Source organism: Aeromicrobium sp. (assembly GCF_049587115.1).
GTDB lineage: Bacteria > Actinomycetota > Actinomycetes > Propionibacteriales > Nocardioidaceae > Aeromicrobium.
In genome coordinates this window covers 1-26,716 of the sequence record NZ_JBAVDI010000013.1, presented here as the reverse complement: position 1 = coordinate 26,716, position 26,716 = coordinate 1, and the positions used below count along the sequence as shown (strand labels likewise).

Annotated in this window: 27 protein-coding genes; 16 read left to right on the top strand and 11 right to left on the bottom strand. The window is 66.7% G+C overall.

Features of this window, described 5'->3' with window-relative positions:
* Positions 1-1,402: type I glutamate--ammonia ligase (glnA, locus tag WB461_RS01300; protein ID WP_423850916.1), on the bottom strand; the 1,402-nt coding region annotated here is incomplete at its 3' end.
* Between the two features lie 170 nt (positions 1,403-1,572).
* Between glnA and WB461_RS01295 the strand changes: the two genes are divergently transcribed.
* On the top strand, positions 1,573-1,932 hold the full coding sequence (locus WB461_RS01295) for an RDD family protein (protein WP_423850915.1): 360 nt from the start codon (positions 1,573-1,575) through the stop codon (positions 1,930-1,932).
* A gap of 3 nt (positions 1,933-1,935) precedes the next feature.
* Here WB461_RS01295 and WB461_RS01290 read toward each other — a convergent pair whose 3' ends face one another.
* The 3 genes from WB461_RS01290 to lipB are packed head-to-tail and all read right to left on the bottom strand — an operon-like array spanning position 1,936 to position 4,337.
* Positions 1,936-2,643: a DUF4191 domain-containing protein gene (locus WB461_RS01290; protein ID WP_423850914.1), complete on the bottom strand. Its 708-nt coding sequence runs from the start codon at positions 2,641-2,643 to the stop codon at positions 1,936-1,938.
* Positions 2,644-2,653: 10 nt separating this feature from the next.
* Complete coding sequence (gene lipA / locus WB461_RS01285) at positions 2,654-3,577, bottom strand: lipoyl synthase (RefSeq protein ID WP_423850918.1); 924 nt, start codon at positions 3,575-3,577, stop codon at positions 2,654-2,656.
* Positions 3,578-3,614: 37 nt separating this feature from the next.
* Positions 3,615-4,337 carry a lipoyl(octanoyl) transferase LipB gene (gene lipB / locus WB461_RS01280; protein WP_423850913.1) on the bottom strand — a complete coding sequence of 241 codons (723 nt, stop codon included), beginning with the start codon at positions 4,335-4,337 and terminating at the stop codon, positions 3,615-3,617.
* Positions 4,338-4,404: 67 nt separating this feature from the next.
* Here lipB and WB461_RS01275 point away from each other — a divergent pair, with 67 nt between their 5' ends.
* Positions 4,405-4,851, top strand: a complete 447-nt coding sequence (locus WB461_RS01275; protein WP_423850912.1) for a hypothetical protein — start codon at positions 4,405-4,407, stop codon at positions 4,849-4,851.
* Between the two features lie 58 nt (positions 4,852-4,909).
* Here the strand turns inward: WB461_RS01275 and WB461_RS01270 are convergent, their stop codons facing one another.
* Genes WB461_RS01270 through lpdA form a run of 3 tightly spaced genes read right to left on the bottom strand, consistent with a single transcriptional unit; the run spans position 4,910 to position 9,123 of the window.
* Complete coding sequence (locus tag WB461_RS01270) at positions 4,910-5,806, bottom strand: TIGR01777 family oxidoreductase (RefSeq protein ID WP_423850911.1); 897 nt, start codon at positions 5,804-5,806, stop codon at positions 4,910-4,912.
* Positions 5,806-7,701 carry a 2-oxoglutarate dehydrogenase, E2 component, dihydrolipoamide succinyltransferase gene (sucB, locus tag WB461_RS01265; RefSeq protein ID WP_423850910.1) on the bottom strand — a complete coding sequence of 632 codons (1,896 nt, stop codon included), beginning with the start codon at positions 7,699-7,701 and terminating at the stop codon, positions 5,806-5,808. Before sucB ends, WB461_RS01270 begins: the two co-directional genes overlap by 1 nt.
* A 21-nt stretch (positions 7,702-7,722) precedes the next feature.
* Entirely contained in the window at positions 7,723-9,123 is a 1,401-nt protein-coding gene (gene lpdA / locus WB461_RS01260) for a dihydrolipoyl dehydrogenase (RefSeq protein WP_423850909.1), read from the bottom strand.
* Positions 9,124-9,228: 105 nt separating this feature from the next.
* Here lpdA and WB461_RS01255 point away from each other — a divergent pair, with 105 nt between their 5' ends.
* Positions 9,229-9,801, top strand: coding sequence for a hypothetical protein (locus tag WB461_RS01255; RefSeq protein ID WP_423850908.1), 573 nt, complete (start codon positions 9,229-9,231; stop codon positions 9,799-9,801).
* A 15-nt stretch (positions 9,802-9,816) separates the two neighbouring features.
* Here the strand turns inward: WB461_RS01255 and WB461_RS01250 are convergent, their stop codons facing one another.
* On the bottom strand, positions 9,817-11,169 hold the full coding sequence (locus WB461_RS01250) for a serine hydrolase domain-containing protein (protein ID WP_423850907.1): 1,353 nt from the start codon (positions 11,167-11,169) through the stop codon (positions 9,817-9,819).
* The gene (locus WB461_RS01245; protein WP_423850906.1) at positions 11,166-12,617 is read right to left on the bottom strand and encodes a leucyl aminopeptidase; all 1,452 of its coding nucleotides are present in this window, start codon (positions 12,615-12,617) and stop codon (positions 11,166-11,168) included. Before WB461_RS01245 ends, WB461_RS01250 begins: the two co-directional genes overlap by 4 nt.
* A gap of 136 nt (positions 12,618-12,753) precedes the next feature.
* Here WB461_RS01245 and gcvT point away from each other — a divergent pair, with 136 nt between their 5' ends.
* Both gcvT and WB461_RS01235 read left to right on the top strand, forming a co-directional pair.
* Positions 12,754-13,854, top strand: coding sequence for a glycine cleavage system aminomethyltransferase GcvT (gcvT, locus tag WB461_RS01240; RefSeq protein WP_423850905.1), 1,101 nt, complete (start codon positions 12,754-12,756; stop codon positions 13,852-13,854).
* A gap of 62 nt (positions 13,855-13,916) precedes the next feature.
* Positions 13,917-14,117, top strand: a complete 201-nt coding sequence (locus WB461_RS01235) for a hypothetical protein (protein ID WP_423850904.1) — start codon at positions 13,917-13,919, stop codon at positions 14,115-14,117.
* A 53-nt stretch (positions 14,118-14,170) separates the two neighbouring features.
* Here WB461_RS01235 and WB461_RS01230 read toward each other — a convergent pair whose 3' ends face one another.
* Positions 14,171-14,719, bottom strand: a complete 549-nt coding sequence (locus WB461_RS01230; RefSeq protein ID WP_423850903.1) for a DUF3043 domain-containing protein — start codon at positions 14,717-14,719, stop codon at positions 14,171-14,173.
* 113 nt (positions 14,720-14,832) lie between these two features.
* On the opposite strand from WB461_RS01230, the gene WB461_RS01225 reads away from it, so the two are divergent.
* From WB461_RS01225 to WB461_RS01175, 11 genes are all read left to right on the top strand, one after another.
* Positions 14,833-15,555: a PspA/IM30 family protein gene (locus WB461_RS01225; protein WP_423850902.1), complete on the top strand. Its 723-nt coding sequence runs from the start codon at positions 14,833-14,835 to the stop codon at positions 15,553-15,555.
* Positions 15,530-16,429: a zinc metalloprotease HtpX gene (gene htpX / locus WB461_RS01220; protein WP_423850901.1), complete on the top strand. Its 900-nt coding sequence runs from the start codon at positions 15,530-15,532 to the stop codon at positions 16,427-16,429. Before WB461_RS01225 ends, htpX begins: the two co-directional genes overlap by 26 nt.
* 6 nt (positions 16,430-16,435) lie before the next feature.
* Positions 16,436-17,011, top strand: coding sequence for a PspA-associated protein PspAB (pspAB, locus tag WB461_RS01215; protein WP_423850900.1), 576 nt, complete (start codon positions 16,436-16,438; stop codon positions 17,009-17,011).
* A gap of 24 nt (positions 17,012-17,035) precedes the next feature.
* On the top strand, positions 17,036-18,307 hold the full coding sequence (locus tag WB461_RS01210; protein ID WP_423850899.1) for an aminotransferase class I/II-fold pyridoxal phosphate-dependent enzyme: 1,272 nt from the start codon (positions 17,036-17,038) through the stop codon (positions 18,305-18,307).
* Positions 18,308-18,351: 44 nt separating this feature from the next.
* The gene (locus WB461_RS01205) at positions 18,352-19,467 is read left to right on the top strand and encodes a glycerate kinase (RefSeq protein ID WP_423850898.1); all 1,116 of its coding nucleotides are present in this window, start codon (positions 18,352-18,354) and stop codon (positions 19,465-19,467) included.
* A 94-nt stretch (positions 19,468-19,561) separates the two neighbouring features.
* A complete protein-coding gene (locus tag WB461_RS01200) occupies positions 19,562-19,930 on the top strand; it encodes a HesB/IscA family protein (protein ID WP_118395034.1) in 369 nt (122 codons plus the stop codon).
* 66 nt (positions 19,931-19,996) lie between these two features.
* The gene (locus WB461_RS01195; protein WP_423850897.1) at positions 19,997-20,971 is read left to right on the top strand and encodes a carbohydrate kinase family protein; all 975 of its coding nucleotides are present in this window, start codon (positions 19,997-19,999) and stop codon (positions 20,969-20,971) included.
* Positions 20,972-21,097: 126 nt separating this feature from the next.
* Complete coding sequence (gene coxB / locus WB461_RS01190; RefSeq protein WP_423850917.1) at positions 21,098-21,916, top strand: cytochrome c oxidase subunit II; 819 nt, start codon at positions 21,098-21,100, stop codon at positions 21,914-21,916.
* Between the two features lie 5 nt (positions 21,917-21,921).
* Positions 21,922-23,673: a cytochrome c oxidase subunit I gene (ctaD, locus tag WB461_RS01185; protein WP_423850896.1), complete on the top strand. Its 1,752-nt coding sequence runs from the start codon at positions 21,922-21,924 to the stop codon at positions 23,671-23,673.
* 3 nt (positions 23,674-23,676) lie between these two features.
* On the top strand, positions 23,677-24,072 hold the full coding sequence (locus WB461_RS01180; RefSeq protein ID WP_423850895.1) for a cytochrome c oxidase subunit 4: 396 nt from the start codon (positions 23,677-23,679) through the stop codon (positions 24,070-24,072).
* Between the two features lie 53 nt (positions 24,073-24,125).
* Positions 24,126-25,301 carry an Ig-like domain-containing protein gene (locus WB461_RS01175; RefSeq protein ID WP_423850894.1) on the top strand — a complete coding sequence of 392 codons (1,176 nt, stop codon included), beginning with the start codon at positions 24,126-24,128 and terminating at the stop codon, positions 25,299-25,301.
* A gap of 149 nt (positions 25,302-25,450) precedes the next feature.
* Here WB461_RS01175 and WB461_RS01170 read toward each other — a convergent pair.
* Positions 25,451-26,716 (bottom strand): cytochrome b (locus tag WB461_RS01170; RefSeq protein ID WP_423850893.1); only part of this gene is annotated, 1,266 nt, incomplete at its 5' end.

Below are 26,716 nucleotides of genomic sequence, written 5' to 3'. Positions count from 1 at the left end.
CGAACTCGTGCGGGTGCGGCCGCAGCTGCACGGGCAGGATCTCCTCGGTGCGCTTGTAGTCGATCCACGTCTCGATCAGGTCGGGCGTGAACACGTCACCGGCGGTGAGGAACTCGTGATCGGCCTCCAGCGAGTCGAGCACCGCGTTCAGGGAGGTCGGCACCATGTTGATGGCGTCGTACTCCTCCGGCGGCAGCTCGTAGATGTTCTTGTCGATCGGGGCGGGCGGCTCGATCTTGTTCTTGATGCCGTCGATCCCGGCCAGCAGCAGCGCCGAGAAGGCGAGGTACGGGTTGGCCGACGGGTCGGGGCAACGAAACTCGATGCGCTTGGCCTTGGGGTTCGAACCGGTGATCGGGATACGGACACAGGCCGAGCGGTTGCGGGCCGAGTACACGAGCGCGATCGGAGCCTCGAAGCCCGGCACCAGACGATGGTAGGAGTTGACCGATGGGTTGGTGAATGCCAGCAGCGACGGCGCGTGCTTGAGGATGCCGCCGATGTAGTGGCGGGCCAGGTCCGACAACCCGCCGTAGCCGGCCTCGTCGTAGAACAGCGGCTTGCCATCGTTCCAGATCGACTGGTGGACGTGCATGCCCGAGCCGTTGTCGCCGAAGATCGGCTTCGGCATGAAGGTGACGGTCTTGTCATTGGCCCACGCCGTGTTGCGAACGATGTACTTGAACTTCATGACGTCGTCCGCCGCCTTGAGCAGCGTGTCAAAGCGGTAGTTGATCTCGCCCTGACCGGCGGTGCCGACCTCGTGGTGGCCACGCTCGAGCGTGAGGCCGACATTCGTCAGGTTGGTCATCATGTCGTTGCGCAGATCGGCGGTGCGGTCAGTCGGCGCAACCGGGAAGTAGCCTCCCTTGTAACGAACCTGGTAGCCGCGGTTGCCGTCGACCTCGTCGCCAGTGGACCAGGCGGCCTCGGACGACGTGATCTCGTAGAACGACTTGTTGGCACTGGTGCCGTAGTTGACCCGGTCGAAGATGTAGAACTCCGCCTCGGGTGCGAAGAAGGCGGTGTCACCGATGCCCGTGGTCGCGAGGTACGCCTCGGCCTTGCGCGCGATGTTGCGCGGATCCCGGGAGTACGCCTCGCCCGTGATCGGGTCGTGGACGAAGAACTCCATCGCGATGGTCTTGCGCCGCTTGAACGGGTCGATGTACGCGGTCTTGACGTCCGGGAACAGCACCATGTCGGACTGGTCGATGGTCTGGAAGCCGCGAATCGACGAGCCGTCGAAGGCCACGCCGCTCTCGACCATGGAGGCATCGAACGTCGACGCTGGCAGCGTGACTTGCTGCTGGATGCCGGGCAAGTCGGTGAATCGGACATCAAGGTATTCGACACCTTCGTCCTTGATGAACTTGAAAAGCTCGTCGGCGTTGCCGAACATGAGTCCTCCTCGACCGCTGAGCGGCCTTAGTTGTCGATGGCAGGTGAGTGCGTGGCTGCACCGTACCGCTGACGCTATGGTCTGGCAGTTTCCCGTCCGTCACTGGATTGTTTCAGGAATGTTACAAGTCAGCATCACCGGCCCGTGGGGCGCGTCGGTAGGCTCGCCGGGTGCAGACCGTTTCCTTGGGCCGCCGACTTGGCGCATTGCTGATCGATTGGATCATCGCCGCGCTGAGCGCAGCCGCTCTCGCCGGCGTGCACTACCCGCCCGAGGACGTGCAGGAAAATCTCATCATCTCGGCATTCTTCATCGTCGAGGTGGGCCTGCTGACCGGTCTGGTGGGTCGCTCGATCGGCAAACGCCTGCTCGGCATGCGGGTGGAGAACCCGGCTGGCCGCCCCATCGGTGTCCCGCGGGCGGTCATGCGCACGGCGCTGCTGAGCCTGGTCGTCCCGGCGATCGTGATGACCGAGGACAAACGAGGACTGCATGACCTCGCGGCCGGCTCGCGGGTCGTACGCGGCTGACGATCAGCCGCGCATCGCCTTGCGCGAGCCCTTCATGCTCGTCGGCACGGGGCCGCGCGGCATGGGTGCGGCTGGACGAGTCGCGTCGAGGGCCTTGAGCTTGTAGAGCAGTCCAGTCATCTGTGCGGGCTTGATGCTCTTGGGCAGCTTCTGCATGTGCTTGACGAGCTTGGTCAGCTTGACCTGGCCTTCGCCGTTGCCGACGATCACGTCGAGAACCGGGACCTCCTCGCCGGCGATGCGGGCGTGCTTCTTCTTCTCGGAGATCAGCAGCTGTCGAACGCCGTTGGGGTTGCCCTCGCCGACCAGGACGATGCCGGGACGGCCGACGACGCGATGCACGACGTCCTGGTTGCGGTTGAACGCCACGGCGGGCTTGAGCTCCCAGCCCTTGCGCAGCATCTGCAGGGCGCCGGCAGCAGCACCGCGCTGACCCTCGACCTGGGCGTACGCGGCCTTCTCGGCGCGCCGGCCGAACACGATGATCATGGCGAGGAGGCCGATCAGCAGGGCGAAGACGATCGTGATGATCATGCCGAAGACGCCGGTACCGAACACCAGGAGGCCGAGCGTCGCGGCCACACCGCCCGCGACGAGGAAGGTCAGCAGCAGGATCAGACCGATGTTGCGGTCACTGCGCTTGGTGATCGTGTACGCCTGGCGCATCTGGCCCAGACGTCCCTTGGCGGGCGTGGGGGTGGCATTCGACATGCGAGTCAGTCTACGTCGCTGTGCGCGCGGCCATGCTGCCGCGTCCGGACTCGATGGCCTGCTTGTAGAGCGTGCCGGCCCGGTACGACGAGCGGACCAGAGGCCCGGACATGACGCCGGCGAAGCCAATCTCGTCGGCCTCGGTCTTGAGCTCGACGAACTCCTCCGGCTTGACCCACCGCTCGACGGGGTGGTGACGCGCCGACGGGCGGAGATACTGAGTGATCGTGATCAGGTCGCAGCCCGCCTCGTGCAGATCGACGAGGGCCTGCGACACCTCGTCACGCGTCTCTCCCATGCCGAGGATCAGGTTCGACTTCGTCACCAGGCCGTAGTCGCGAGCCTGGGTGATGACGTCGAGCGAACGCTCGTAGCGAAAGGCCGGACGGATGCGCTTGAAGATGCGCGGCACCGTCTCGACATTGTGCGCCAGGACCTCTGGCCGCGAGTCGAAGACCTGGGTGAGGAGCTCGGGGATGCCGTTGAAGTCCGGGATGAGGTTCTCGACGCCGGTCCCGGGATTGAGCTCATGGATCTTGCGGACCGTCTCGGCGTACAGCCACGCGCCGCCGTCGGGCACGTCGTCGCGAGCGACGCCGGTGATCGTGGCGTAACGGAGCTCCATCTTCTGTACGCTCTCGGCGACCCGGCGGGGCTCGTCACGGTCGATCGGGTCAGGCTTGCCGGTGTCGATCTGGCAGAAATCACAGCGACGGGTGCACTGCTCGCCACCGATGAGGAACGTTGCCTCGCGGTCTTCCCAGCACTCGAAGATGTTGGGACAACCGGCTTCCTGGCAGACCGTGTGCAGTCCTTCGCCCTTGACCAGCTTCATCAGCTCGTTGTACTCCGGACCCATCTTCGCCCGGGTCTTGATCCACGCTGGCTTCTTCTCGATGGGGGTCTCGGCATTGCGGACTTCCAGACGCAACATCTTGCGTCCCTCAGGTGCGATAGTCACGCCGCCCAGCCTACGCCTGCCGCCCAGCCGCCAGACCACGCACCGCGATGGTCGGGTGTGCGTCGTGGGCGAGGTCCGGTGACGGCTCGTACGGCTCCCAGCCGAGCAGGTCGTTCAGGTGCGGGGTGACGGTCGCTGCGGCCTCGGGGACAGGCACCCGCCGGCCCAGCTCCGCGGTCAGTGAGGTGACCCCGGCGTCCGCGATCCCACAGGGCACGAACCGATCGTAGAAGGCCAGGTCGACGTCGGCGTTCAGGCTGAATCCGTGCATCGTGACACCGCCGGCGACCCGAATCCCGATCGCGCCGACCTTGCGCTCGATCCGGCCCGGTTCTGCTTCGAGCCACACGCCGGAGCGACCGGGCACGCGACCTGTCGCTACGCCGAGATCACGACATGCGCGGATCAGGGCCTCCTCCACGCGGCGCACGTAATCGACGACGAGCACGTGCGGCGGCAGCTTGGTGATGGGGTAGCCGACGAGCTGGCCGGGACCGTGGAACGTGATCTTTCCGCCGCGGTCGACGTCGACGACAGGCGTGCCGTCGAGCGGTCGCTCGTGGGGTTCGGTACGACGTCCGGCCGTGTAGACGGCGGGGTGCTCGAGGAGCATGGCGGTGTCAGGAATTTCGTCGGCGACCCGCTGGGCGTGGAGCCCACGCTGGATCTCCCAGGCGTCGAGATAGTCGATCGCGCTGTCGCCGTACCAATCGTCGATGATCTGCAGCGTCACGTGACCAGCCTAGCCGCCCTGTGGATGACCGACGGCGCGCCTGCGGCAGCCGCGACACAGTGGGTGGATGGACTGGTTGTGGGTGCTGATCACCGTCGCGCGGTCCGCCTCGCCGGCTCCGGCGGACCACTGGGCGTCAACCTTGGCTGTGCTCGATCACGATCGGGCCGCGGCGTTCGCGCGGGCCGACGCCGAGCTCTTGGACCGCGTCTACGTGCGGGGCAGCCAGGCTCGGGCGGCCGACGCCGCGACGATCGCCGACCACCGCCGCCGGGGCGCCAGGATCGTCGGCGCCGAGCTGCGGATCCTCTCCTGCCGGGTGCTGTCGGTCTCCGGCTCGCGAGTCAGGCTCGACGTCGTCGACAGGCTCGCATCCACCCAGGTCATCTGGACCGACGGCTCGACCACGGCACTGCCACAGGACGAGCCGTCACGGAGGATCGTGACCCTTGCGAGCACCGCGGCGGGCTGGCGGGTCACGGAGGTCAGCCCTCGCCCACGGTCCCGTCGCTGAGCTCACAGTTGATGTCGAGATGGCCCAGACGTCGGTGACGGCAGGCTTGGCCGGGGAATTATCGCAGAGCGGCCTCGAGGGCAGATTCGATGTTCGGCTCCGAGAAGGTGAATCCGGCGTCCGTCAGGGCCAGCGGCGCAATCCGCAGCGACCCCAGCAGATCGTCGGAGATGCCGCCCAGCGCGAGCTTGAGCGCGAACGCGGGTGCCGCGAGGAAGGTCGGGCGGTGCACCGCGGTACCGAGGGCGTCGGTGAACTCGGCATTCCTGACCGGCGTCGGTGCGGCGAAGTTGAACGGCCCACTGAGCTCGGGCGACTCGATCAGCTTCTGGACTCCGCGGACCCAGTCGTGCAGCGAGATGAACGACATGTATTGCTGTCCGTTGCCGAGCCGGGCGCCGCCACCGAGCTTCCACACCGGCACCATCAAACCGAGGATCCCGTCGTCACCGTCGAGGACGAGCGACGTGCGGACGAAGCACACGCGCGCACCGGCATCGACCGCTGGCGACGCGGCCGCTTCCCACAGGCGCACGACGTCAGGCAGAAATCCCTCGCCTGAGCTGCTCGACTCGGTCAGGATCTCGTCGCCGCGGTCCGTCCCGTAGTAGGACATCCCGGATGCCGAGATCATGGCGGGCGGAGTCGGTGACGCGGCGACAGCCTTGGCCAGAGTGCCGGTCGTCGTGGTGCGGGAGCTCACGATTTCCCGTGCCCGCCGACGGGTTCGCGGCCACTTGGAGATGGACGAGCCGGAAAGGTTGACCACGGCATCGGCGCGGTCGATCACGATCTGGTCGATCCGGCCCGTGCTGGGGTCCCAGATCGACGAGTCGTCGGCAGGGTCGCCCGAGCGGACCAGCCGGGTGACCTGATGACCACCGGCCCGCAGGTGTGCAGTCAGCGCGGTGCCGAGGAAACCTGAGGCGCCGCCGATGACGACCTGCATGCCCATCAGGACCCGAGCTCGCCCTCGAAGGATCCACCCTCGAGGCGGTCCTTGATCGCATTCAGAAACCGGGCCGCGTCTGCGCCGTCCACGATGCGGTGGTCGTAGGTGAGCGCGAAGTAAACCATCTGGCGGACGGCGATGCTCTCGCCGACGTGATCGTCGGTGATGACGACGGGGCGCTTGACGACGGCACCGGTGCCCAGGATCGCGACCTGCGGCTGGTTGATGATCGGTGTGTCGAACAGTGCGCCACGGCTGCCGGTGTTGGTCAGCGTGAACGTGCCTCCGGAGAGCTCGTCTGGCGTGATCTTGTTGTTACGGGTGCGATCAGCCACATCGGCGATCTTGCGTGCGATGCCAGCGATGTTGAGGTCGCCCGCGTCGCGGATGACGGGGACGATCAGGCCCTTGGGCGTGTCGACTGCCACGCCGAGGTGCTCGCCGGCCGGATAGGTGACCGTGCCCGCCTCCAGATCGAGTGAGGAGTTGACCTGCGGGTACGCCTTGAGCGCCTCGATCGCTGCCTTCGCGAAGAACGGCAGGAACGAGAGCTTGACCCCTTCGCGTTCGAGGAACGCGTCCTTGGTCCGGGCCCGGAGTCTCGCGATCTCGGTGACGTCGATCTCGACGACGGTCGTGAGCTGGGCCGAGACCTGCAGCGACTCGTGCATGCGGGTCGCGATGGTGCGGCGCAGACGGCTGAGCTTCTCGGTCTTGCCACGCAGGGGAGACGGATCGGCAGCTGCGGATGCGGGGGCGTCGTCCGCACCAGCGGACGACTGCTCGGCCGGTGCAGACTTCTCGGCGGCATCGAGTACATCCTGCTTGCGGATGCGTCCGCCTACTCCGGTGCCGGTCACGGCAGCCAGATCGACGTCGTGCTGCTTTGCGAGCTTGCGGACGATCGGCGTGACGTATGAGTCGCCGCCACCGGTGGACTCAGTCTGCGGAGCTGCCGGAGTCTGCGGGGCGGGGGTCTTCGCGGGCTCAGGCTGGGCCTGCGACTCCGGCACAGCCGGCTCGGGAACAGGTGCGGGCTGGGGCTCGGGCTCGGGCTCGGGAGCTGGTTCAGCAGCCGGCTCGGGAGCGGGTGAGTCCTGGGGCTCTGCCGCCGGCTCGGCGTCGGGCTCGGGGGCGGGTGACTCCTGGGGCTCTGCCGCCGGCTCGGCGTCTGCCGTCCCGATGATCGCCAGCTCGGCGCCGACCTCGACGGTCTCGTCCTCGGCGACCTTGATCTCCAGGAGCTTTCCTGCGACGGGCGACGGGATCTCGGTGTCGACCTTGTCGGTCGATATCTCCAGCAGCGGCTCGTCAACAGCGACGTCGTCACCGACCTGCTTGAGCCACTGGGTGACAGTCCCTTCGGTGACACTCTCACCCAGGGCAGGAAGCGTCACAGCGGTGCCGCCACCGGACGGCGCCGTCTCGGCCTGCGGCGCAGGTGCATTCTCGGCTGCGGCCTGGTCTGCCTCGGCGCTGCCCTCGGGTGCGGCAGCGCGCTCCTGTGCGTCGTTCGATGCAACGGGCTGCTTGGCGGATGCCTGCTCGGCAGCGGGCTGCTCCGCGGGCGTGTCGTCCTGGGCCGTGTCATCAGGGGCGGCGTCGCTGTCGCTCTCGTCAGCACCGGCGCTCTCACCCTCGTCAGCACCGGCGCTCTCACCCTCGTCGCCGATGATCGCGAGCACGGCGCCGACCTCGACCGTGTCGTCCTCGTTGGCCTTGATCTCGAGCAGGACGCCCGCGACGGGCGACGGGATCTCGGTGTCGACCTTGTCGGTCGAGATCTCCAGCAACGGCTCGTCGACGGCGACGGTGTCACCGACCTGCTTGAGCCATTGCGTGACGGTGCCTTCGGTGACACTTTCGCCGAGAGCGGGAAGGGTGACAGACGTGGCCATGATGTCCTCTGGTTCTCCGGGTCAGGCGTGTGAATGGAGGGGCTTGCCAGCGAGTGCGAGAGCCGCTTCGCCGAGTGCTTCGTTCTGGGTGGGGTGCGCGTGGAGGAACTGGGCGACGTCTTCGGGGTAGGCCTCCCAGTTGACCACCAGTGACGCTTCGCCCACCTGCTCGCCATAACGGGAGCCGATCATGTGGACGCCGACGATGGGGCCATCCTTCTGCCGCACGAGCTTGACGATGCCTGCGGTCTTGAGAATCTGTGACTTGCCGTTGCCACCCAGGTTGTACTCCTGGATCTGGACGTTGTCATCGCCGAACTTCTCACGAGCCTGCGGCTCGGTGATGCCGACCGAGGCGATCTCGGGCTCGCAGTAGGTGACCCGGGGGATGCCGGAGTCTACGACCGGCTGAGGATTGAGCCCGGCAATCTCCTCGGCGACGAAGATGCCGTGGGCGAAGCCACGATGAGCCAGCTGCAGGCCGGGCACCAGGTCGCCGACCGCGTAGATGCCCTTGACGTTGGTGGCGAGCCGATCGTTGGTGGGCACCCAGCCACGATCGACCGTGATGCCAGCCTCTTCGTAGCCCAGTCCGGACGAGTTGGGACCGCGGCCGACCGCCACGAGAACCAGGTCGGTCTCGATCGTGTCACCGGTCTCCAACGACACCGTGACGCCGGCATCGGTCTGCTCGACACCGGAGAACTTGACCCCGGTCTTGAAGTTGATCTTGCGCTTGCGGAAGGCCCGCTCCAGCCCCTTGCTCAGCGCGGGGTCCTCCAGTGGGACGAGCGTCGGCAGGGCTTCGATGATCGTGACGTCGGCTCCGAAGGACTTCCAGACCGAGGCGAACTCCACGCCGATGACGCTGCCGCCGATGATCACGACCTTGTCCGGCACCTCACTCATGGTGAGCGCCTCGTCGCTGGTGATGACACGACCGCCGATCTCCAGGCCGGGCAGGGTGCGTGCGTACGAGCCGCTCGCGAGCACGACGTTGGTTCCGGTGTAGCGCTCGCCAGCCACCTCGACGGTTCCGCCACCATCGGGTGACGTTGCAACGAGCTTGCCCTCGCCCTCGACGACCGTGATGCCGCCGGCCTTGATCAGGCCCTGCAGGCCCTTGTACATGCGGGCGATCACGTCGTCCTTGTAGGCGTTGACCTGGCCCATGTCGATTCCGTCGAACGTCGACTTGACCCCGAACTGCTCACTCTCGCGTGCGGTGTCCGCAACCTCGGCGGAGTGCAGGAGAGCCTTGGTGGGGATGCAGCCGTTGTGCAGGCACGTGCCGCCCAGCTTGCCCTTCTCGACCAGCGCGACGGACTTGCCCAGCTGCACGGCGCGCAGCGCGCAGGCGTAGCCTCCGCTGCCGCCGCCAAGAATCACGATGTCGAAATTGTTGCCGGCGCCGTCCGCCACGGTGTCCTCCCAAGGATCGCTCTCGACCTCATCTTGTCACTCCGAGCCTTGACCGTGCCACCGGGGTTGATCGGGCCGCGCCCGTCGATCGGGCACACTTGTCGTATGGGAATCTTCCGTGGTCGAAAGGTCAGGACTGAAGGCGGAGCCGTCGTGTCCGACCGCAACGCCGGTCGGGCCGATCTGGAGGCACTCCGCGGTTTTGTCGAGTCGCGCCGAGGGGTCGAGGCGTACATCGAGCCGAAGACCTCGGTCACCCAGACCACCTTGCTCCTGGTCGCTGGTGATGGCGAGTCCATCCGCCGACGGGTCGCTTCACCGCAGGCAGCGCACGACTTCGCCCGCAAGAAGCTCAAGATTCCGGTCTACGACGCCAATCTTGTCGGCGTTCCGTCCCGCAAGCGGGAGTACGACCTGCGCAAGGCCAAGGGCACTTCCGCACCGGCCCGACCGGCCGGCCAGCCGCCGCAGCGTCAGACGCCGAGACAGCTCGCCGCGGTCATGACCCTGGAGTCGATCGCGGGTGTCGAGCCGCTACCGAGCGATCCGACGTTCGATCAGTTGATGCGTCTGTACAAGAAGGCTCGTGCGCAGGCGCACCCCGACCGTGTCGGCGGCGCCCGTGAGCGGTGGGACACCGTCGAGGAGGCCGCGCGGACGCTGGGTCTGCCGGACTGAGCGGATCGGCTGGTCCTAGTGCCAGCCCGCCGGATGGAGGCCGCCTGCCACCTCGGCCGCATCGTCGTAGGGGGTTCGGGTGAAGACGAACGATGCCAGCACCAGCCGGACCGGACGTCCCGTGTCGTTCCGCTCGACGCGCAACGGCTCACCGCGGTAGTAACCGTCCATGCCGGTCCAGCCGTCGCCAGCCGGCTTGAACCTGGCACCCCGCCCCTCGCCGAGAGTGCCGAGGCGGAGCTCGCCGTCGGTGCCGAGCGCGAGCCGGAACTCGTATGTTCCCCAGAACCAGAGCCCGGTGAGATCGAGCGCTGCGCTCTGCGACTGGTCCGCGCGCCACGGCGCGGGCGCGATCGGTTCGTGCTCGGTGAAGAGGTCGAGCAGCTCAGACGTTGCCGGTCCGAGGCCGCTGGTCGCGTTGGTCATCAGCACCACGCCGTCGCCGCTGCTGATGTCCACTCGCAAAGTTGCCAGGAATCCCGGCATCGAGCCGCCGTGGCCAGCGAATCGCCGGCCCGCGACGTTCCACATCTGCCAGCCGAGTCCGTGCGCACCGGACCACGGTGCCCCGGCCAGGTCATTGACCGCGATGGGCTGCAGCATCTCTGTGAGCGAGCTGCGGGCGAGGACGTCCCTGGTCTGTCCGCCCAGAAATGCCGCCCAGATTGCGAGGTCCTGAACGGTCGACCACAGCTGGCCGGCCGGGGCCATCGCACCCGCATCGTGCTCGGGCTCTAGGTGCAGCAGATCCGCCGACGGGTGGACTGCGAGTCCTGGCGCGGCTGGTTCAACGGGCCGAGTCGTCGTGCGGGTCATGCCGAGGGGGGTCAGGATTCCGGCGCTGACGGCGTCCTGCCACGGCTTGCCGCGACGCCGCGCGATCAGCTCGCCGAGCACCGCATAGCCGACGTTGGAGTAGTGGAACGTCGTCCCCGGAGTCGAACGCAGCGCCGGCGCGCTCGCCATCAGGTCGGCCCACGGGCCGCCTTCGCTCCGTTCCCACCACTGACCGTTCGACTCGGCCTGCAACCCAGAAGTATGGGTCAGGAGCTGGGCGATCGTGACCTGCGGAAACGGAACCTCCGGCAGGTGTGTGCCAATCGTGTCTCCGAGGTCGAGTCGTCCCTCGTCGCGCAGCCGCATGACTTCGACGGCCACGAAGGTCTTGGAGATCGAACCGATCCGGTACTGCGTGTCGGTCGTGGTGGCGGCTCCGTCAGCACGGCCGTCGGGCGCGCCGATCGCGTCGGACCACACGAGCTGGCCGTCGCGCACTATGCCGGCCGCGATCGAGGGCAGCCGCTGTGTGGACTGCTCGACCGCGAGCCGCTGGGAGAGGGATCGAGCGGTGGAGGGTTCTATCCTCATCGAGGCGTGGCCAGCTCCGTCGCGAGCTTGACGAGTGTCCGCACGCCGGCGCCTGTGCCACCGACCGGTGTGTAGTCCGAGACCCCGCCCTCGTTGAATGACGGCCCGGCGATGTCGATGTGCGCCCAGGACGTCTCACCCACGAATTCGCGTAGGAACGCCGCCGCGTACAGCGCGCCGCCGTACGGCTTCGGATTGTGCTGGCGCAGGTCGGCGATGCTCGAGGACGTGACCTTGCCCTTCATCTCCTCGGTGATGGGCAGGCGCCACATCGACTCGCCAGCGCTGCGCGAGGATGCCAGGACGGTCTCGCCGAGCTCGTCGTCGTTGCTCATGATGCCGCTGGTGAGCTCTCCCAGAGCCACGACACACGCTCCGGTCAAGGTCGCGACGTCGACGATGTGGTCGGGCTTGGTCTCGGCGGCCAGTGCCAGACCGTCAGCGAGGACGAGCCGTCCCTCCGCGTCGGTGTTGTGAACCTCCACGGTTGCGCCGTTACGCATGTGGAGCACGTCGCCGGGGCGGGTGGCCCCGCCGCTCGGCATGTTCTCGGCGAGGCAGGCGTATGCCGTGACCTTGATCGGAAGCCCCAGCCGGGCGATCGCCACGGTTGCGGCGACGACGGCGGCAGCACCGGCCATGTCCAGCTTCATGGTCTGCATCGAAGCGCCGGGCTTGATCGAGAGTCCACCCGAGTCGAACGTGATGCCCTTGCCGACCAGTGCCAGATGGGCGACCGAGTTTGCTGGCTCGTACGACAGCGTCACGAGGCGGGGAGGGCTGTCCGAGCCCTGGCCGACGCCGAGGATGCCACCGCACTTCTCCTTGGCGAGCCTCCGCTCGTCCCACACCGAGACCTTGACGTCGGTGCCGGCGTGCGCCGTGATGGCCTCGGCGAAGTCGCCGGGGCGCAGATCGCCCGGTGGGGTGTTGACCCAGTCCCTTGCGGCGTTGACCGCTGCGGCGACCGTGGCAGCACGCTCGACCGCCTTGGTCGCCGTGCTCTGCCGGGCGAACGGGGTGAGGATCACGGCTGACTTGAGATCCTTCTTCTTGGCACCCTTCTTGGCGGACTTGTACGTCTCGAAGGCATAGCCACCCAGGGCGACCCCCTCGGCGATCGCCTCGACCTCGTCGACCCCGGCCGGGTGCAGCGCCAGCGCCACGCTGGTCGCGTTCTTGGCGGCACGCACGCCGCGGGCAGCGGCACGACGCAGGTCCTCAGCGGTTGGCTCCTCCGGTAGGGCGACGGCGACGACCACCGATGCTGTGATCCCTTCGCCGGCCGGGAACACGACGCTCTGCCCCTTCTCGCCGGTGAAGCCCAGCAGCTCAAGGGTGGGAGCGAGGTCCCCCTTGTCCTGATCGCCACGGATCCCGAGGATCAAGGCGTCGGCTCGCGCGGTGGTCGGCTTGGCGGTGCTGAGGCTGACGGAAGGTGAAGACATGTCCGTCACTCTATGGTCGTGCGTCGACGAAGCGCGAGCACCCTCGTCCGGGCCTGCCGGGACGGTCTGTCAGCGGAGCGAACGGCAGGCTCCCCGCTCGGGCCTGCGGGTGACCCAGTGGCCTAGGTTGGCTGCCATGGACCTGCTGCACTCGCCGTTGCACGACCGCCACGTCGCCCTGGGAGCCAAGCTCTCCGAGTTCGGTGGCTGGGAGATGCCGCTGGAGTACGCCGGCGGGGGAGTTCTCGCCGAGCACAAAGCGGTGCGTGAGGCGGTCGGCCTGTTCGATGTCAGTCACCTCGGCAAGGCGCTCGTGCGAGGCTCGGGCGCTGCGCAGTTCGTCAACGACTGCTTCACCAACGATCTCGGCCGGATCGAGGACGGCAAGGCCCAGTACACGCTCTGCTGCGATGAGGACGGTGGAACTGTCGACGACCTGATTGTCTACCTACGAAGTGACTTCGAGGTCTTTCTGATCCCCAACGCCGCCAACACGGCCTCCGTGGTGGAGCGCCTCGTGGCGGCAGCGCCCCCGGGCATCGAGGTCGTGAACCAGCATCGCGACTTCGCCGTGCTCGCGATTCAGGGTCCGCTGAGCGACGAGGTGCTGACATCGCTCGACCTGCCCGTGGACCACGAGTACATGTCGTTTGCGAACGCGACGATCGCAGGTCATGACATCACGGTGTGCCGCACGGGCTACACCGGCGAGCGCGGATACGAGCTCGTCGTACCGTCGGCGTCGGCCATCCAGGTGTGGGACGCGGTCCTCGCAGCTGGGCAGGCCTACGGCATTCGAGCCTGTGGGCTCGGCGCGCGCGACACCCTGCGTACCGAGATGGGGTACCCCCTGCACGGTCACGAGCTCTCCGCCGAAATCACTCCCGTCATGGCCCGCGCGGGTTGGGCGGTCGGCTGGACCAAACCGACCTTCTGGGGCAAGCAGACGTTGGAGCGCCAGCGCGATGAGAAGTTGGTGCGTACGCTCCGCGGTCTGACCTCCCAGGGCCGTGGCATCCCGCGCCCCGGGATGACGGTGCTGGACGCCGAGGGATCTGAGCTCGGAGAGATCACGTCGGGCACGTTCTCCCCGACCCTTCGTCAGGGCATCGCCCTGGCGCTGCTGGAGCGGTCAGTCGAGGACGGCGCGACCGTCGTGGTCGACGTGCGTGGCCGCTCGGAGTCGTTCACGGTGACCAAGCCACCATTCGTGCAGGCGTCCACGAAGTCCAGCTAGTGGCGCTGCGAGAACTCGCTAGGGTGGTGCGCGACACACGTTCGATCACAGGGAGCGCTGCGATGAGCTGGACATGGACGCTGGAGACTTCGTCGGGTGAGGTCACGGGGCGCTCGGAGGAGTTCGAGAGCCGTGGCGACGCGGAGTCGTGGATCGGTGAGGCGTTCGGGGATCTGCTGGAAAAGGGCATCGACCAGGTTCGCCTGTTCGACAACGAGAGCGAGATCTACGGCCCGATGTCACTCCACGCAGAAGGCGCCTGACGCTCAACGCCTGACCCCCGTCGAGCGACGTGGCGACAGGGTCCGGACGCTTGTCAGTAGTGCTTGGCCAGCGGTTCGCCGCGCTTGAGCTGTGGCTTGGGCAGGCGGAACCGGCGGAGCTGTGTGCTGCGCAGCACCGAGTATGCGACGGCCCCATTGGTCTCGTCCGGGTCGAAACGCGCCTTGAGGTGCTTGCGCAGACCGCGTACCAGAACGATCTCGTCGAGCACGGTGCCGATGATCACGACCGGGTAGAGCACGAAGGTTGCAGCCGCGCTCCACTGCGCGCCAGCCCCCACGATGCTCAACAGCAGTATCAGGACCAGGAAGATGAGCAGGAATTCGGCGACGTTCCAGCGACGGTCGACATAGTCGCGGCAGAACTTGCGCACCGGGCCACGCTCGCGGGCCGGGAGAAACTTCTCGTCACCGGTCTTGAGCGCCTCGCGCTGCTTGAGCCGGAGCTCCTCGCGGGCTGCGCGCTCGCGCTTGACCTGGTCCTTGCGGGACAACGGGACCTTCATCTGCCGCTTGCGAGCCGCCTCAGCTTCTTTGCGACTGGGTGTCGCGCGTCCCTTGCCTGCCTCTGTCTCGTCTACCACGCGGATCACCCTACCCGTACGCTGGAGAGCATGAACGAGCGTGCGTGGGTGCGTCATGGTGCAGTCCTCGGCCCGTTGTTCCCCCACGGCGGACTTCTCACCGGGGTGCCTCGATGAGCCTGCGGCAGCGGCTTGCAAGAATTTTTCAAGCCCGGCGCTCAAGCGACGACGCCGATGAGCTGAAGGATCGGCTGGACGAGACCTACCGCACCCAGACGGCGCTGCTGCGGCAGGTTCGCCGCGGGGTCGCCGACATCGTGACGAGTCGCAAGCGGGTCGAGCTGCAGCTGGTGGCTCTGGAGCAGCAGTCGGCGCAGCTCGACGACGAGGCCCGTCAGAGGGTGACCCGCGGCGACGACGGCGGCGCACGATCGGCACTGACCCGCAAGGTCACGATCGACCGGACCGTGCAGGATCTCACGACGCGGCATGCCGACCTCAAGGCCGAAGAGGACAACCTCACGGCGACGGCGCTCAAGATCGAGCAGCAGGTCGAGGCATTCCGCATCCGCAAGGACACGTTGGCGGCTCGTCACACCGCGGCCGCAGCCCGAGCCGAGATCAACAGCGCGACGGCCGGGATCGGATCGTCGGTCAGCGAGGTGGGTCAGGCCATGGCATCGGCCGAGCGGCGCACGCAGGAGCTCGAGGCAACGGCCGATGCGGTGGACGAGCTGGTCGCCGACGGGACCATCAGCCAACCGGGGGAGAGCGCCGATGCCGCGCTCGAGCGCCGGTTCGACACGGCCCTGGATGGCGCCCAGATCGATTCACCGCCTGAGCCGCTGTCAAACAACGGGAAGGACGACGATGGCACGGACGCGCTTCCGAGGTGACCGGGGTCTGACGTTGCGGATGGGTGGTGTCGGCCTGGGGCTCGGCCTGCTCTACGTCGCCTTCGGTGCCGTGCTGCTGACGGCTACGCCGCTGGGCGGATTCGGCATCGTGATCGTGCTCGCCATGGCCTGGGGGCAGTGGTATTTCTCGGACTCCCTGGCGCTGAAGTCGATGGGTGCCAAGATCGTGGAGCCCGCGCAGGCTCCCGAGCTGCACGCCATGATCGATCGACTCTGCGCCCTGGCCGCCATGCCGAAGCCGCGGGTGGCCGTCGCTGTGACCGACATGCCCAACGCCTTTGCGACCGGCCGCTCGCCACGGCACTCCGCGGTGTGTGTCACCACCGGAATCATGCAGCGACTGGACGCGGACGAGCTGGAGGGTGTGCTGTCGCACGAGCTCTCGCACGTTGCCAATCGTGACGTCACCGTCATGACCGTCGCGTCGTCACTCGGGCTGCTGGCAGGCTTCATCACCCGGTGGGGCATGTACGCCGGCAACGTCTTCGGTGGCCGAAACAACCGCAACAACGGTGCGGTGTTCCTCGTCGTGTTCTTGGTAAGCATGGTGGTGTACTTCCTCAGCTTCCTGCTGACCCGCTCGCTCTCGCGCTATCGCGAGCTGAGCGCGGACCGCTCCGGGGCATATCTGACTGGCCGGCCTTCAGCCCTCTCGTCTGCTCTGGTCAAGATCTCGGGCGACATGGCGCGGATCCCCAACAGCGACCTCCGCGAGGGCCAGGCGATCAGTGCGTTCTTCTTCGCTCCGGCGATCAACCGCCAATCCATCGGCGCTCTGATGGCGACCCACCCCCCGCTGCAGCAGCGACTTGATCAGCTCGCTCGGGTCAGCGCCGAGCTGTCGGAGCGCTGATTCGCCATGGGTATCTTCGACTCGTTGCTCGGCCGCAGCAAGCCTCCGCCAGCTGATCTCGACGTGCTGTTCGCCGTGCCGCAGGCGTCCTTGTCCCTGCAGGCCGAGGGATTCGCCGTGACCGGATCGGGCTCGGTCTGCTATCGGGATGTCGAGGGCAGCGCGGATGACGCCGTGATGGCGGACGCGGAAAAGCTCGTTCTGGCGGGGACCGGCGCGACAGTCGCCCGCAGCGAGGACCGGTTCGGATTCCACTGGCTGACGGTCGCGCGGACGGACCATGACGTCACGGGGCTGGTGACAGACCTCCACGCCGTCAACAGCTCGTTGGTCGACGCCGGTTTCGGCTCAGCCCTGCTGTGCTCGACCATCGTGTTCTCTGCGCCTCAAGACAGGCCGCTGGGCCTGGTCTATCTCTACAAACGGGGGACGTTCTATCCTTTCGCCCCGTTGACCGGTGAGAAGCGCGACAATGCGCTGGAGCTGCAGGTCAGGGGCGTCATCGGCGACGACGTGCCGGTCGAGCCCGACCTGGCCAGCTGGATGGCGATCTGGGGAGCCCCGGGCCTGACGACGTCGTGATCACCTGCGCGATAGGTTGATCGGGTGACGTTTGCTGCGCTTTCTCGTGACCAGATCCAGACTCTGCTCGATGAGCAGACCGCCGCCTACCGCGCGGCGCAGGCATCGGGCCTCACGCTCGACCTGACTCGAGGCAAGCCGTCGCCCGAGCAGCTCGACCTGTCGAATGGGTTGCTGTCGCTGCCGGGTCCAGATTTCAAGGACGCCGCCGGTGTCGACACCCGCAACTACGGTGGGCTCACCGGCCTGGCTGAGCTTCGCGAGATCTTTGCGCCGATCATGCAGGTCCCTGTCGGCCAGGTCGTGGCCGGTGACAACGCAAGTCTGGCGATGATGCACGACAACCTGGTCTTCGCCCTGTTCCACGGTGTCGCTGATTCCGAGCAGCCATGGGGGGTGGAGGAGGCGGTCAAGTTCATCTGCCCCGTTCCCGGGTACGACCGGCACTTTGCTTTGCTCGAGGAGTACGGCATCGAGATGCTGTCGGTCGACCTGCTCGATGACGGGCCGGATGTCGATGCCGTGCGCGAGCTGGTCAAGGATCCCGCGGTCAAGGGCATGTGGCTCGTCCCGACCTACTCCAACCCGACCGGTTCAATCGTGAGCGAGGCGGTCGCGGCCGAACTCGCCGCCATGGAGACTGCGGCGCCCGACTTCAGGATCTTCTGGGACAACGCCTATGCGGTGCACCACCTGACCGAGCAACAGACCAAGACCGCCGACATCCTGGGGCTGTGCGCGGCATCAGGGCATCCCAACCGCCCCGTCATCTTCGCCTCCACCTCCAAGATCACGTTCGCCGGTTCCGGAGTCTGTTTCCTGGGCAGCTCTGCGGACAACGTCGCCTGGTATCTCAGCCATCTCGGCAAACGCACGATCGGGCCGGACAAGGTCAATCACCTTCGCCACGCTCGTCACCTCGGTGACGTCGACGGTGTGCACGCCCTGATGGACCGCCATCGTGCTGTCCTGGCGCCGAAGTTCCGGGCCGTGGTCGACATCCTGCAGACCCGCCTCGGTGAGCACGCCGTCGCGAGCTGGACCGAACCCAAGGGTGGCTACTTCGTGAGCCTCGACGTGATCGACGGCACCGCGTCCCGCGTCATCCAGCTCGCCGGCGAGGCCGGCGTCGCGATGACCCCGGCCGGGGCCGCGTTCCCCTACGGCAACGATCCGCGCGACCGCAACATTCGGATCGCCCCGTCCTATCCCTCTCCGGAGGAGCTGGCTGCGGCGATCGATGTGCTCGCCACCTGTGTCCTGATTGCTGCGGCCGAGCAAGCCCTCGCCCAGTAGCCGGCCGGCACCGGATTCGTGGATCGTGGCGTGAGGGAGTGGGTGTGAAGGTCCTGGTGGCGCCGGATGCGTTCGGTGGGACCCTCACCGCCCCGCAGGCGGCTCGAGCCATCATCGAGGGCTGGCACCGGCACGCCCCAGACGACGAGCTGACCGTGGCCGCTATGGCTGACGGCGGTCCGGGATTCGTCGACGTCCTGCACCAGGGGATAGGGGGCAGGCTCGACGTCGTGGCGGTGCGCGGACCTGTCGGGGTCGAGGTGACGGTCACGGTCCTGCACGCCGACGGCACGGCGTACGTCGAGAGCGCGCAGGCATGCGGATTGCACCTCGCCGACCCGCCGGACCCCATGCACGCCTCGACGTACGGCGTCGGTCAGGCAGTCGACTCCGCGATCACGGCTGGCGCGCAGCGCATCGTCGTCGGACTCGGTGGCAGTGGCACGAACGACGGGGGCGCCGGGATGCTCGCAGCCCTTGGAGCGGTCGCGGACGTGCCGCTCGACGCCGGCCCTGCAGGACTGACGGGGATCACGCAGATCGATCTCGCGCCGGCCCGCTCAAGACTCGATGGTGTGGAGCTGGTCGTCGCCGCCGACGTCGATCTCGGCCTGCTGGGCATGTTCGGCGCGACCAAGACGTTCGGGCCGCAGAAGGGGCTGTCCGACGAGCAGATCATCACGGTTGACGGACTCCTCGACCGGTTCGTCGTCGCGGCCTGTGGTTCGACGCCCGCCGAGCGGCGCATCGCCGATGCCAAGAGCGCGGGAGCCGCCGGAGGACTGGGCTTCGCGCTGATGCTGCTCGGCGGCAATGTCGTGTCCGGCATCGGCCTGGTTGCCCATGCGGTCGGCCTGACCGCCCAGGCAGCGGCACACGACCTGGTCGTCACCGGTGAGGGCACCTATGACTTCTCCTCCCGCGCCGGCAAGGTCGTGTTCGGCGTAGCGACTGTCGCCGCGGCCGCCGCCCGGCCGTGCATCGTCCTGGCCGGCCAGGTCAGCGTCGGCTCTCGTGAGATGCGGGCCATGGGTGTCGAGAGCGCCTACGCGGTGGCCGACGTCGTGGGACTGGTCTCGTCGATGCGTGAGCCGTCCGCCGGACTCGCCACGCTCGCAGAGCGTGTCGCCCGCACGTGGTCACCTCGACCTCTTGAGTGACGGCGTACGATGGAATGGAATCGTCACGGCGCCTGTTGACACCGTGACGAGACCACGAACCAGCTAGCAGCACCGAATTTTGGGGAGGACCCACATGACGATCGAGACTGAGCAGTCCACCGTCGAGACCGCGCCTGCCACGGAGGTGACCCTCAGCGAGGGTGCTGCCGAGAAGGTCAGCAGCCTGCTCGCCCAAGAAGGTCGCGACGACCTCTCGCTGCGCATCGCGGTGCAGCCCGGCGGTTGCTCCGGACTGCGATACCAGCTGTTCTTCGATGAGCGCTCGCTCGATGGTGACCAGATCTTCGAGTTCGGCGGCGTCAAGGTCGTCGTCGATCGCATGAGCCTCCCGTATCTCGGTGGCGCCACGATCGACTTCGTCGACACGATCGAGAAGCAGGGCTTCACGATCGACAACCCGATGGCGACCGGCTCGTGCGCCTGTGGCGACTCGTTCCACTGATGCACTGAGAGACACCTCATACGACGGCCTCCCGCAGCGCGGGGGGCCGTTGTCTATGGTGTGGGGGTGCACCTCGCCATCACTGGATCGATCGCCACCGATCACCTCATGACATTTCCGGGCAAGTTCGCCGATTCGCTCGTGCCGGACCAGCTCGACAAGATCTCGCTCTCGTTCCTCGTGGACGATCTCGACGTACGTCGCGGAGGCTGTGCGGCCAACATCAGCTACGCCCTGGCCAAGCTCGGCCACCGCACGCTGCTGGTCGGCGCAGTGGGTCGCGACTTCGAGAGTGAGTACCGCGGCTGGCTCGACGCTGCCGGCGTCGACACCTCGGGCGTCCTGGTCTCCAAGACACGGCACACGGCACGCTTCGTCTGCACCACCGACACCGACATGGCGCAGATCGCCACGTTCTACGCCGGTGCGATGTCCGAGTCGCGCGACATCGACCTGCTTGCTGCCGGAGAGGATTTTGACCTCGTCCTCGTCGGACCCGATGATCCCGAGGGCATGCTGCGACACACCAACACCTGCCGCGAGCACGGCATCCCCTTCGCGGCGGACGTCTCGCAGCAGCTGGCGTGGGCCAAGGGCGACGTCATTCGGGAGCTCATCGACGGCGCGACCTACCTGTTCAGCAACGACTACGAGGCCGCGCTCATCGAACAGAAGACCGGCTGGTCCTCGGACGATGTCCAGGCTCATGTCGGCACCCGCATCGTCACGCGTGGCAAGGACGGCGTCACGGTTTATCCGGCTGACGGCGACTCGCTCCACGTCAACGCGATCGAGGGCGTTGTTGCCGTTGACCCGACCGGTGTCGGCGACAGCTTCCGCGCCGGCTTCCTTGCCGGGGTCGCTGCCGGGCTCGACTTCGAGCGGTCGGCACAGATCGGCTGCACGATCGCGGCCAGTGTCGTCGAGACCGTGGGCACCCAGGAGTACCAGCTGGACCGCGACAGCTTCCTCGAGCGCATCGGCTCGGCGTACGGCGAGACCGCGCGCTCCGAGATCGACGCCGCGCTGTCCCTCGCGTGACAGATCGGTTCTCCCATGACGTGCAACACAGGTCGACCTCAGCGCAACCGCCCGGTCGTGCTGAAGTAAGGTGCAGTTGTGTCATCACGTGACAGACAAGGTCCAGAAAGGCGCCCCGTGGGTCGGATGAAGTTGGCGGTTCTCGCCGTCGCCGCCATCGCTTTGAGCGGCTGTTCCCCCGTCGATGATTCCGACGTCAAGCGGCTTGCGCTGCCTGTCGCGGGCAGCGACCGTTCGCAGACCATGTGGGACCTGTGGCTGGGTGCCTGGATCGCGGTGTTGGTGATCTTCCTGCTGGTCTTCGGGCTGATCGTCTACTCGATGGTCCGCTACCGCCGCCGCAGCGACGAAGAGGTGCCGGTCCAGATCCGCTACAACCTGCCGATCGAGGCGCTCTACACATTTGCCCCGGTCATCATCGTCGCGGTGTTCTTCTTCCACACCGTGACGTCGCAGAACGACATGCTGCGGGACGTCGAGAACCCCGACCACGTCGTCGAAGTCGTCGGCAGCAAGTGGCAGTGGGCGTTCAACTACCTCGATGAGACCGCGACGCAGGGCGACGACGTCTTCGACATCGGCACCACCGCGGACCCGACCGAGCTGTGGCTCCCCGTCGACGAGTCAGTGCGGTTCCGGCTGCGGTCACCTGACGTCATCCACTCCTTCTGGGTCCCGGAGTTCTACTTCAAGATGGACGTCGTTCCGGGACAGAAGAATCACTTCGACATGACGCCGACCCGCGAGGGCGTCTTCACCGGACGCTGCGCCGAGCTGTGCGGCCTGTACCACTCGCGGATGATCTTCAAGGTTCACGTGGTCTCGCGGGCCGAGTACGACGCGCACCTGACCGAGCTCAAGGACAATGGCGACATCGGAGCGCCTCAGGGCGCCAAGGAAGCCAGGACCATTGCCGGGCTCGACCAGAACCAGAGTGAGGACTAGGTCTGATGGCCACCACCGCAGCATTCGAGACGCCGCGTGAGGCGACGCGCGAGCGCACCCTCGGGCAGAAGGTCGTCACGGTCCTGACGACGACCGACCACAAGGTGATCGGCAACATGTACCTGATCACCTCGTTCGCCTTCTTCATCATCGGCGGCATCCTCGCGCTGCTGATCCGCGCCGAGCTCGCCCAGCCGGGCACGCAGCTGGTCGACGACGAGACGTACAACCAGCTCTTCACGATGCACGGCACGATCATGTTGCTGATGTTCGCCACCCCGCTGTTCTTCGGATTCGGCAACGCGATCATGCCCCTGCAGATCGGCGCCCCGGACGTCGCGTTCCCGCGGCTGAACATGTTCTCCTACTGGCTCTACCTGTTCGGCTCGACCATCGTGGTGTCGGGCTTCTTCGTGCCCGGCGGCGCAGCGAGCTTCGGCTGGTTCGCCTACGCCCCGCTGAGTGACGCGGTCAACTCGCCAGGCGTAGGCGGCGATCTGTGGGTCATGGGCCTGTGGATGTCCGGTCTCGGAACGATTCTCGGCGCCGTCAACTTCATCACCACGATCTTCACGATGCGCGCACCCGGCATGACGATGTTCCGCATGCCGATCTTCGTCTGGAACACCCTGGTCACCAGCATGCTCGTCATCATCGCGTTCCCGATCTTCGCGGCCGCGCTGCTGGCCCTGGAGGCGGACCGCCGACTCGGCGCGCACGTGTTCGATGCCGCGAACGGTGGCCCGATCCTGTGGCAGCACCTGTTCTGGTTCTTCGGGCACCCAGAGGTCTACATCATCGCGCTGCCGTTCTTCGGCATCATCACCGAGATCCTCCCGGTGTTCTCCCGCAAGCCGATCTTCGGCTACATGGGCCTGGTCGGAGCGACCCTGATGATCGCGGCCCTCTCGGTCGCGGTGTGGGCCCACCACATGTTTGTGACCGGATCGGTCGATCTGGCGTTCTTCTCCTTCATGACCTTCCTGATCGCGGTGCCCACGGGGGTCAAGTTCTTCAACTGGATCGGCACGTTGTGGGGGGGATCTCTGTCCTTCGACACCCCGCTGATCTTCGCGCTGGGCTTCCTCACCACCTTCCTCTTCGGTGGCCTGACCGGCGTCATCCTCGCCGCACCGACGCTGGACTTCCAGCTGTCGGACAGCTACTTCGTGGTGGCGCACTTCCACTACGTGGTCTTCGGCACCGTCGTGTTCGCGATGTTCGCGGGCTTCTACTACTGGTGGCCCAAGCTCACCGGCCGCATGCTGGACGAGAAGCTGGGCAAGATCCACTTCTGGTTGCTGTTCATTGGTTTCCACCTGACCTTCCTGGTCCAGCACTGGCTGGGCGTCGAAGGGTTCCCGCGTCGCTACGCCGACTACGGACCCAACGACGGATTCACGACTCTCAACGAGATCTCGTCGATCGGCGCCTTCCTGCTCGGCGCCTCGACGCTCCCGTTCTTCTACAACGTGTGGAAGTCCCGCAAGGGCCCGCTCGTCGGGCTGGACGATCCGTGGGGCTGGGGCCGCTCGCTGGAGTGGGCAACCTCCTCACCCCCGCCGCGCCACAACTTCACCTCGCTGCCGCGCATCCGCTCTGAGAGCCCCGCGTTCGACCTGCACCATCCGGAGATCGCGGCACTCGAGCTCGCACACAACCCCGGTGAGGCGTCACCCCTCGCGGACGCGCCTGACGTCGAGGGCAGAAGCTCCCAGGCCGACGGCCGGGCGAACGACAACACGGAAGGTCGCTGATCCATGAAGGCCGAGTACTGGACCATCATCTCGACCGGGATCTTCTTCGCCCTCGTCTCGCCGATCTACTGGGTGCTCAGCAAGGATCCCACCGGTACGACCGCACTGGTCATGACCTTCCTGCTGACTGCCCTGCTGGGCTTCTACCTTGGCGTCGTCGCCAAGCAGATCCCGGACCGTCCCGAGGATCGCAGTGACGGCGAGATCGCCGAAGGCGCGGGGGAGCAGGGATTCTTCCCGCCGTTCAGCTGGTGGCCGTTGTTCACCGCGGCGGCGCTGGCGGTCGTCGTGCTCGGTGTCGTCATCGGCTGGTGGCTGTTCATCATCGGCGCAGGACTGCTCGGGCTGATGGTCATCGGCTGGATCTTCGAGTACTACCGCGGCATCCACGCCCACTGATCGCAGGGGCTGACGATTCTGGGACTTGAGTACCCGGCGTCTAGAATGAATCAGTGAGAAAACTGCGTCTGCTTGCCCTGGCCGCCTGTGCGGGCGTGCTTGCTGTGTCCGGTTGTTCCGCGGGCGGCGTGACTGAAGCGCTGAGCCGCGAGCCGGCCAAGAACCCGGCAATCCTGATGGCGAACGTCGACGCGAAGGCGACCAACGTCGACGTCAGCACGATCGTGTCGGCGACGGTCGAGCACGGCGAGGTCACCACCGGCCGGTTGGTGAGCGACGACGAGAAGTCGGCCAAGATCCCAGGCCGGATCGTCAACGGCTCGTGGACCGCGAGTGAGCGACTTGAGCCTGGTACCGCCTACACCTTCACCGTCCGCGCGACGGGCGAGGACGGTGAGGCGACGCAGCTCACCCGTCACTTCACGACTCAGCCGCTGACGCTGGCCCAGCAGACCTATCCCGCAGTCGCTCCCTTGCAGGGGGAGACGGTCGGTGTCGGTATGCCAGTCATCGTCACCTTCGACATCCCAGTCAAGAATCAGGCCTTGTTCGAGCGCAACATGAAGGTGCAGGCGGCTCCCGCGGTCGAGGGGTCCTGGACGTGGTTCAGCGCTCGCGAGGCGCACTTCCGCCCCCGCACGTTCTGGCCCGCCCACGCCCGAGTCAGCGTCAATCTCCAGCTGAACGGTCTGCCGGCTGGCGACGGCATCTACGGTCAGCAGGACCAGACGATCGACTTCACGGTCGGCAGTCAGCGGATCACCGTGGTCGACGTCGCGAAGCACCGACTCACGTACTCCGTGGACGGCACGAAGCAGAAGACGATTCCGGTGACGACGGGCGACAGCGGGCATGCGACTCGCAAGGGCACGAAGATCATCATGGAAAAGTTCTCCTCCATCGACATGGATGCTGCGACCACGGGGGTCGACTCCGAAGATCCGGGTTACTACAACATCAAGGACGTGCGTTGGGCGATGCGAGTCACGAACTCAGGCGAGTTCCTGCACGCGGCGCCCTGGTCGGTGGGCTCACAGGGCTCGGCCAACGTCAGCCATGGCTGCACGGGGATGAGCACCGCCAACGCCCACTGGCTGTACACCCATTCCCGTCGTGGCGACGTCGTCAAGTTCATCCACAGCCCGCGCACGCTGGAGGATCGCAATGGCTGGACCGACTGGAACGTCTCGTGGTCCAGCTGGACTGCGGGCTCGGCGCTGACGTCCTGAGCTGACAGGTAGCGCGGCCCACCGGATCCAGAGCGACACCACGGCACCGACGTCGGGTTCCAGCGAGTGAGGTGGGCCGTGCAGCCGAGCCGCACCGATGTAACTGAGCCCCCGGCAGCAAGGCTGACGGGGGCTCAGTTGCGGAACGCTCAGTGGACTCGTGGAATACCGGTCTCCGAAACGCCCTGGAAGTCGTCGCCGAGCGCGACCGGGTGGCCTTCGTGCTCCCGGAGATGCTCGTCCGCGTGGTGCACGTCCTCGACGGTCGGCTTGTCGACCGCTCCGTCGAAGTAGAACGCGCGGGCCTTGGCCCGAAGTCGATCCATCCGACCGTGCGGCGCTGCGACGCCGTTGTGATCGGTCTCGGCCGGGGCTTCCAGCGCCGGCCGGCGGTCGTGGGCCGTCAGCGTGTACTGGGTTCCCACCGGCAGGGGCGCGTGGCGCTCGGAGAAGCCGCCGTCGGGCGACCGCTCCAGGACACCGGTCTCATAGCCGTGCAGGATGCGGTTGGCGTCCGCGCGCTGCAGGCCGATGCAGATCCGCTTCGTCACGATGAAGGCTATGACGGGCAGGATGAACAGGCCGAACCGCAGGAACCAGGTGATCGCGTAGATGTCCATGTGGAACTGGGTCGCGATGATGTCGTTGCCACCCGCGATCCACAGGACCGCGTACGCCGTCATGCCAGCGACGCCGAGCGCGGTGCGCACCGGGGCGTTGCGCGGACGCTCCAACAGGTGGTGCTCACGCTTGTCGCCAGTCATGAATCGCTCGATGAACGGCCATGCGCCAAGCACCACGAACAGCGTGGTCAGCGCACCGACGGCCGGGATGAAGACGTTGAAGCTCCACGTGTAGTTGAAGAACGTGGTCTCCAGGTCGGGCATCAGCCGCACGGCGCCCTCGGAGAAGCCCATGTACCAGTCAGGCTGCGAGCCGGCCGTGACCTCGGACGGGTTGTACGGGCCGTAGACCCAGACCGGGTTGATCTGCAGCAGTGCACCCATCAGTGCGGTGAAGCCGAAGACGACGAAGAAGAATCCACCGGCCTTGGCCGCATACACCGGCAGCATCGGGTAGCCGACCACGTTCTGCTCGGTGCGTCCCGGGCCAGGCCACTGCGTGTGCTTGTGGAACACCAGCAGCAGCATGTGGGCTCCGATGAGCCCCAGCAGCAGCGCCGGGATGAGCAGGATGTGCGCCATGTAGAGGCGCGGGATGATGACGTCGCCGGGGAACTCGCCGCCGAACACGAAGTATTCGAGGTAGGAGCCGACGAGCGGAATGCTGCGGAGCAGGCCGTCTACGAATCGAAGGCCGGTGCCCGACAGCAGATCGTCGGGGAGCGAGTAGCCCGCGAAGCCCTCGATGAGGCCCATCGACATCAGACCGACGCCGATCAGCCAGTTGATCTC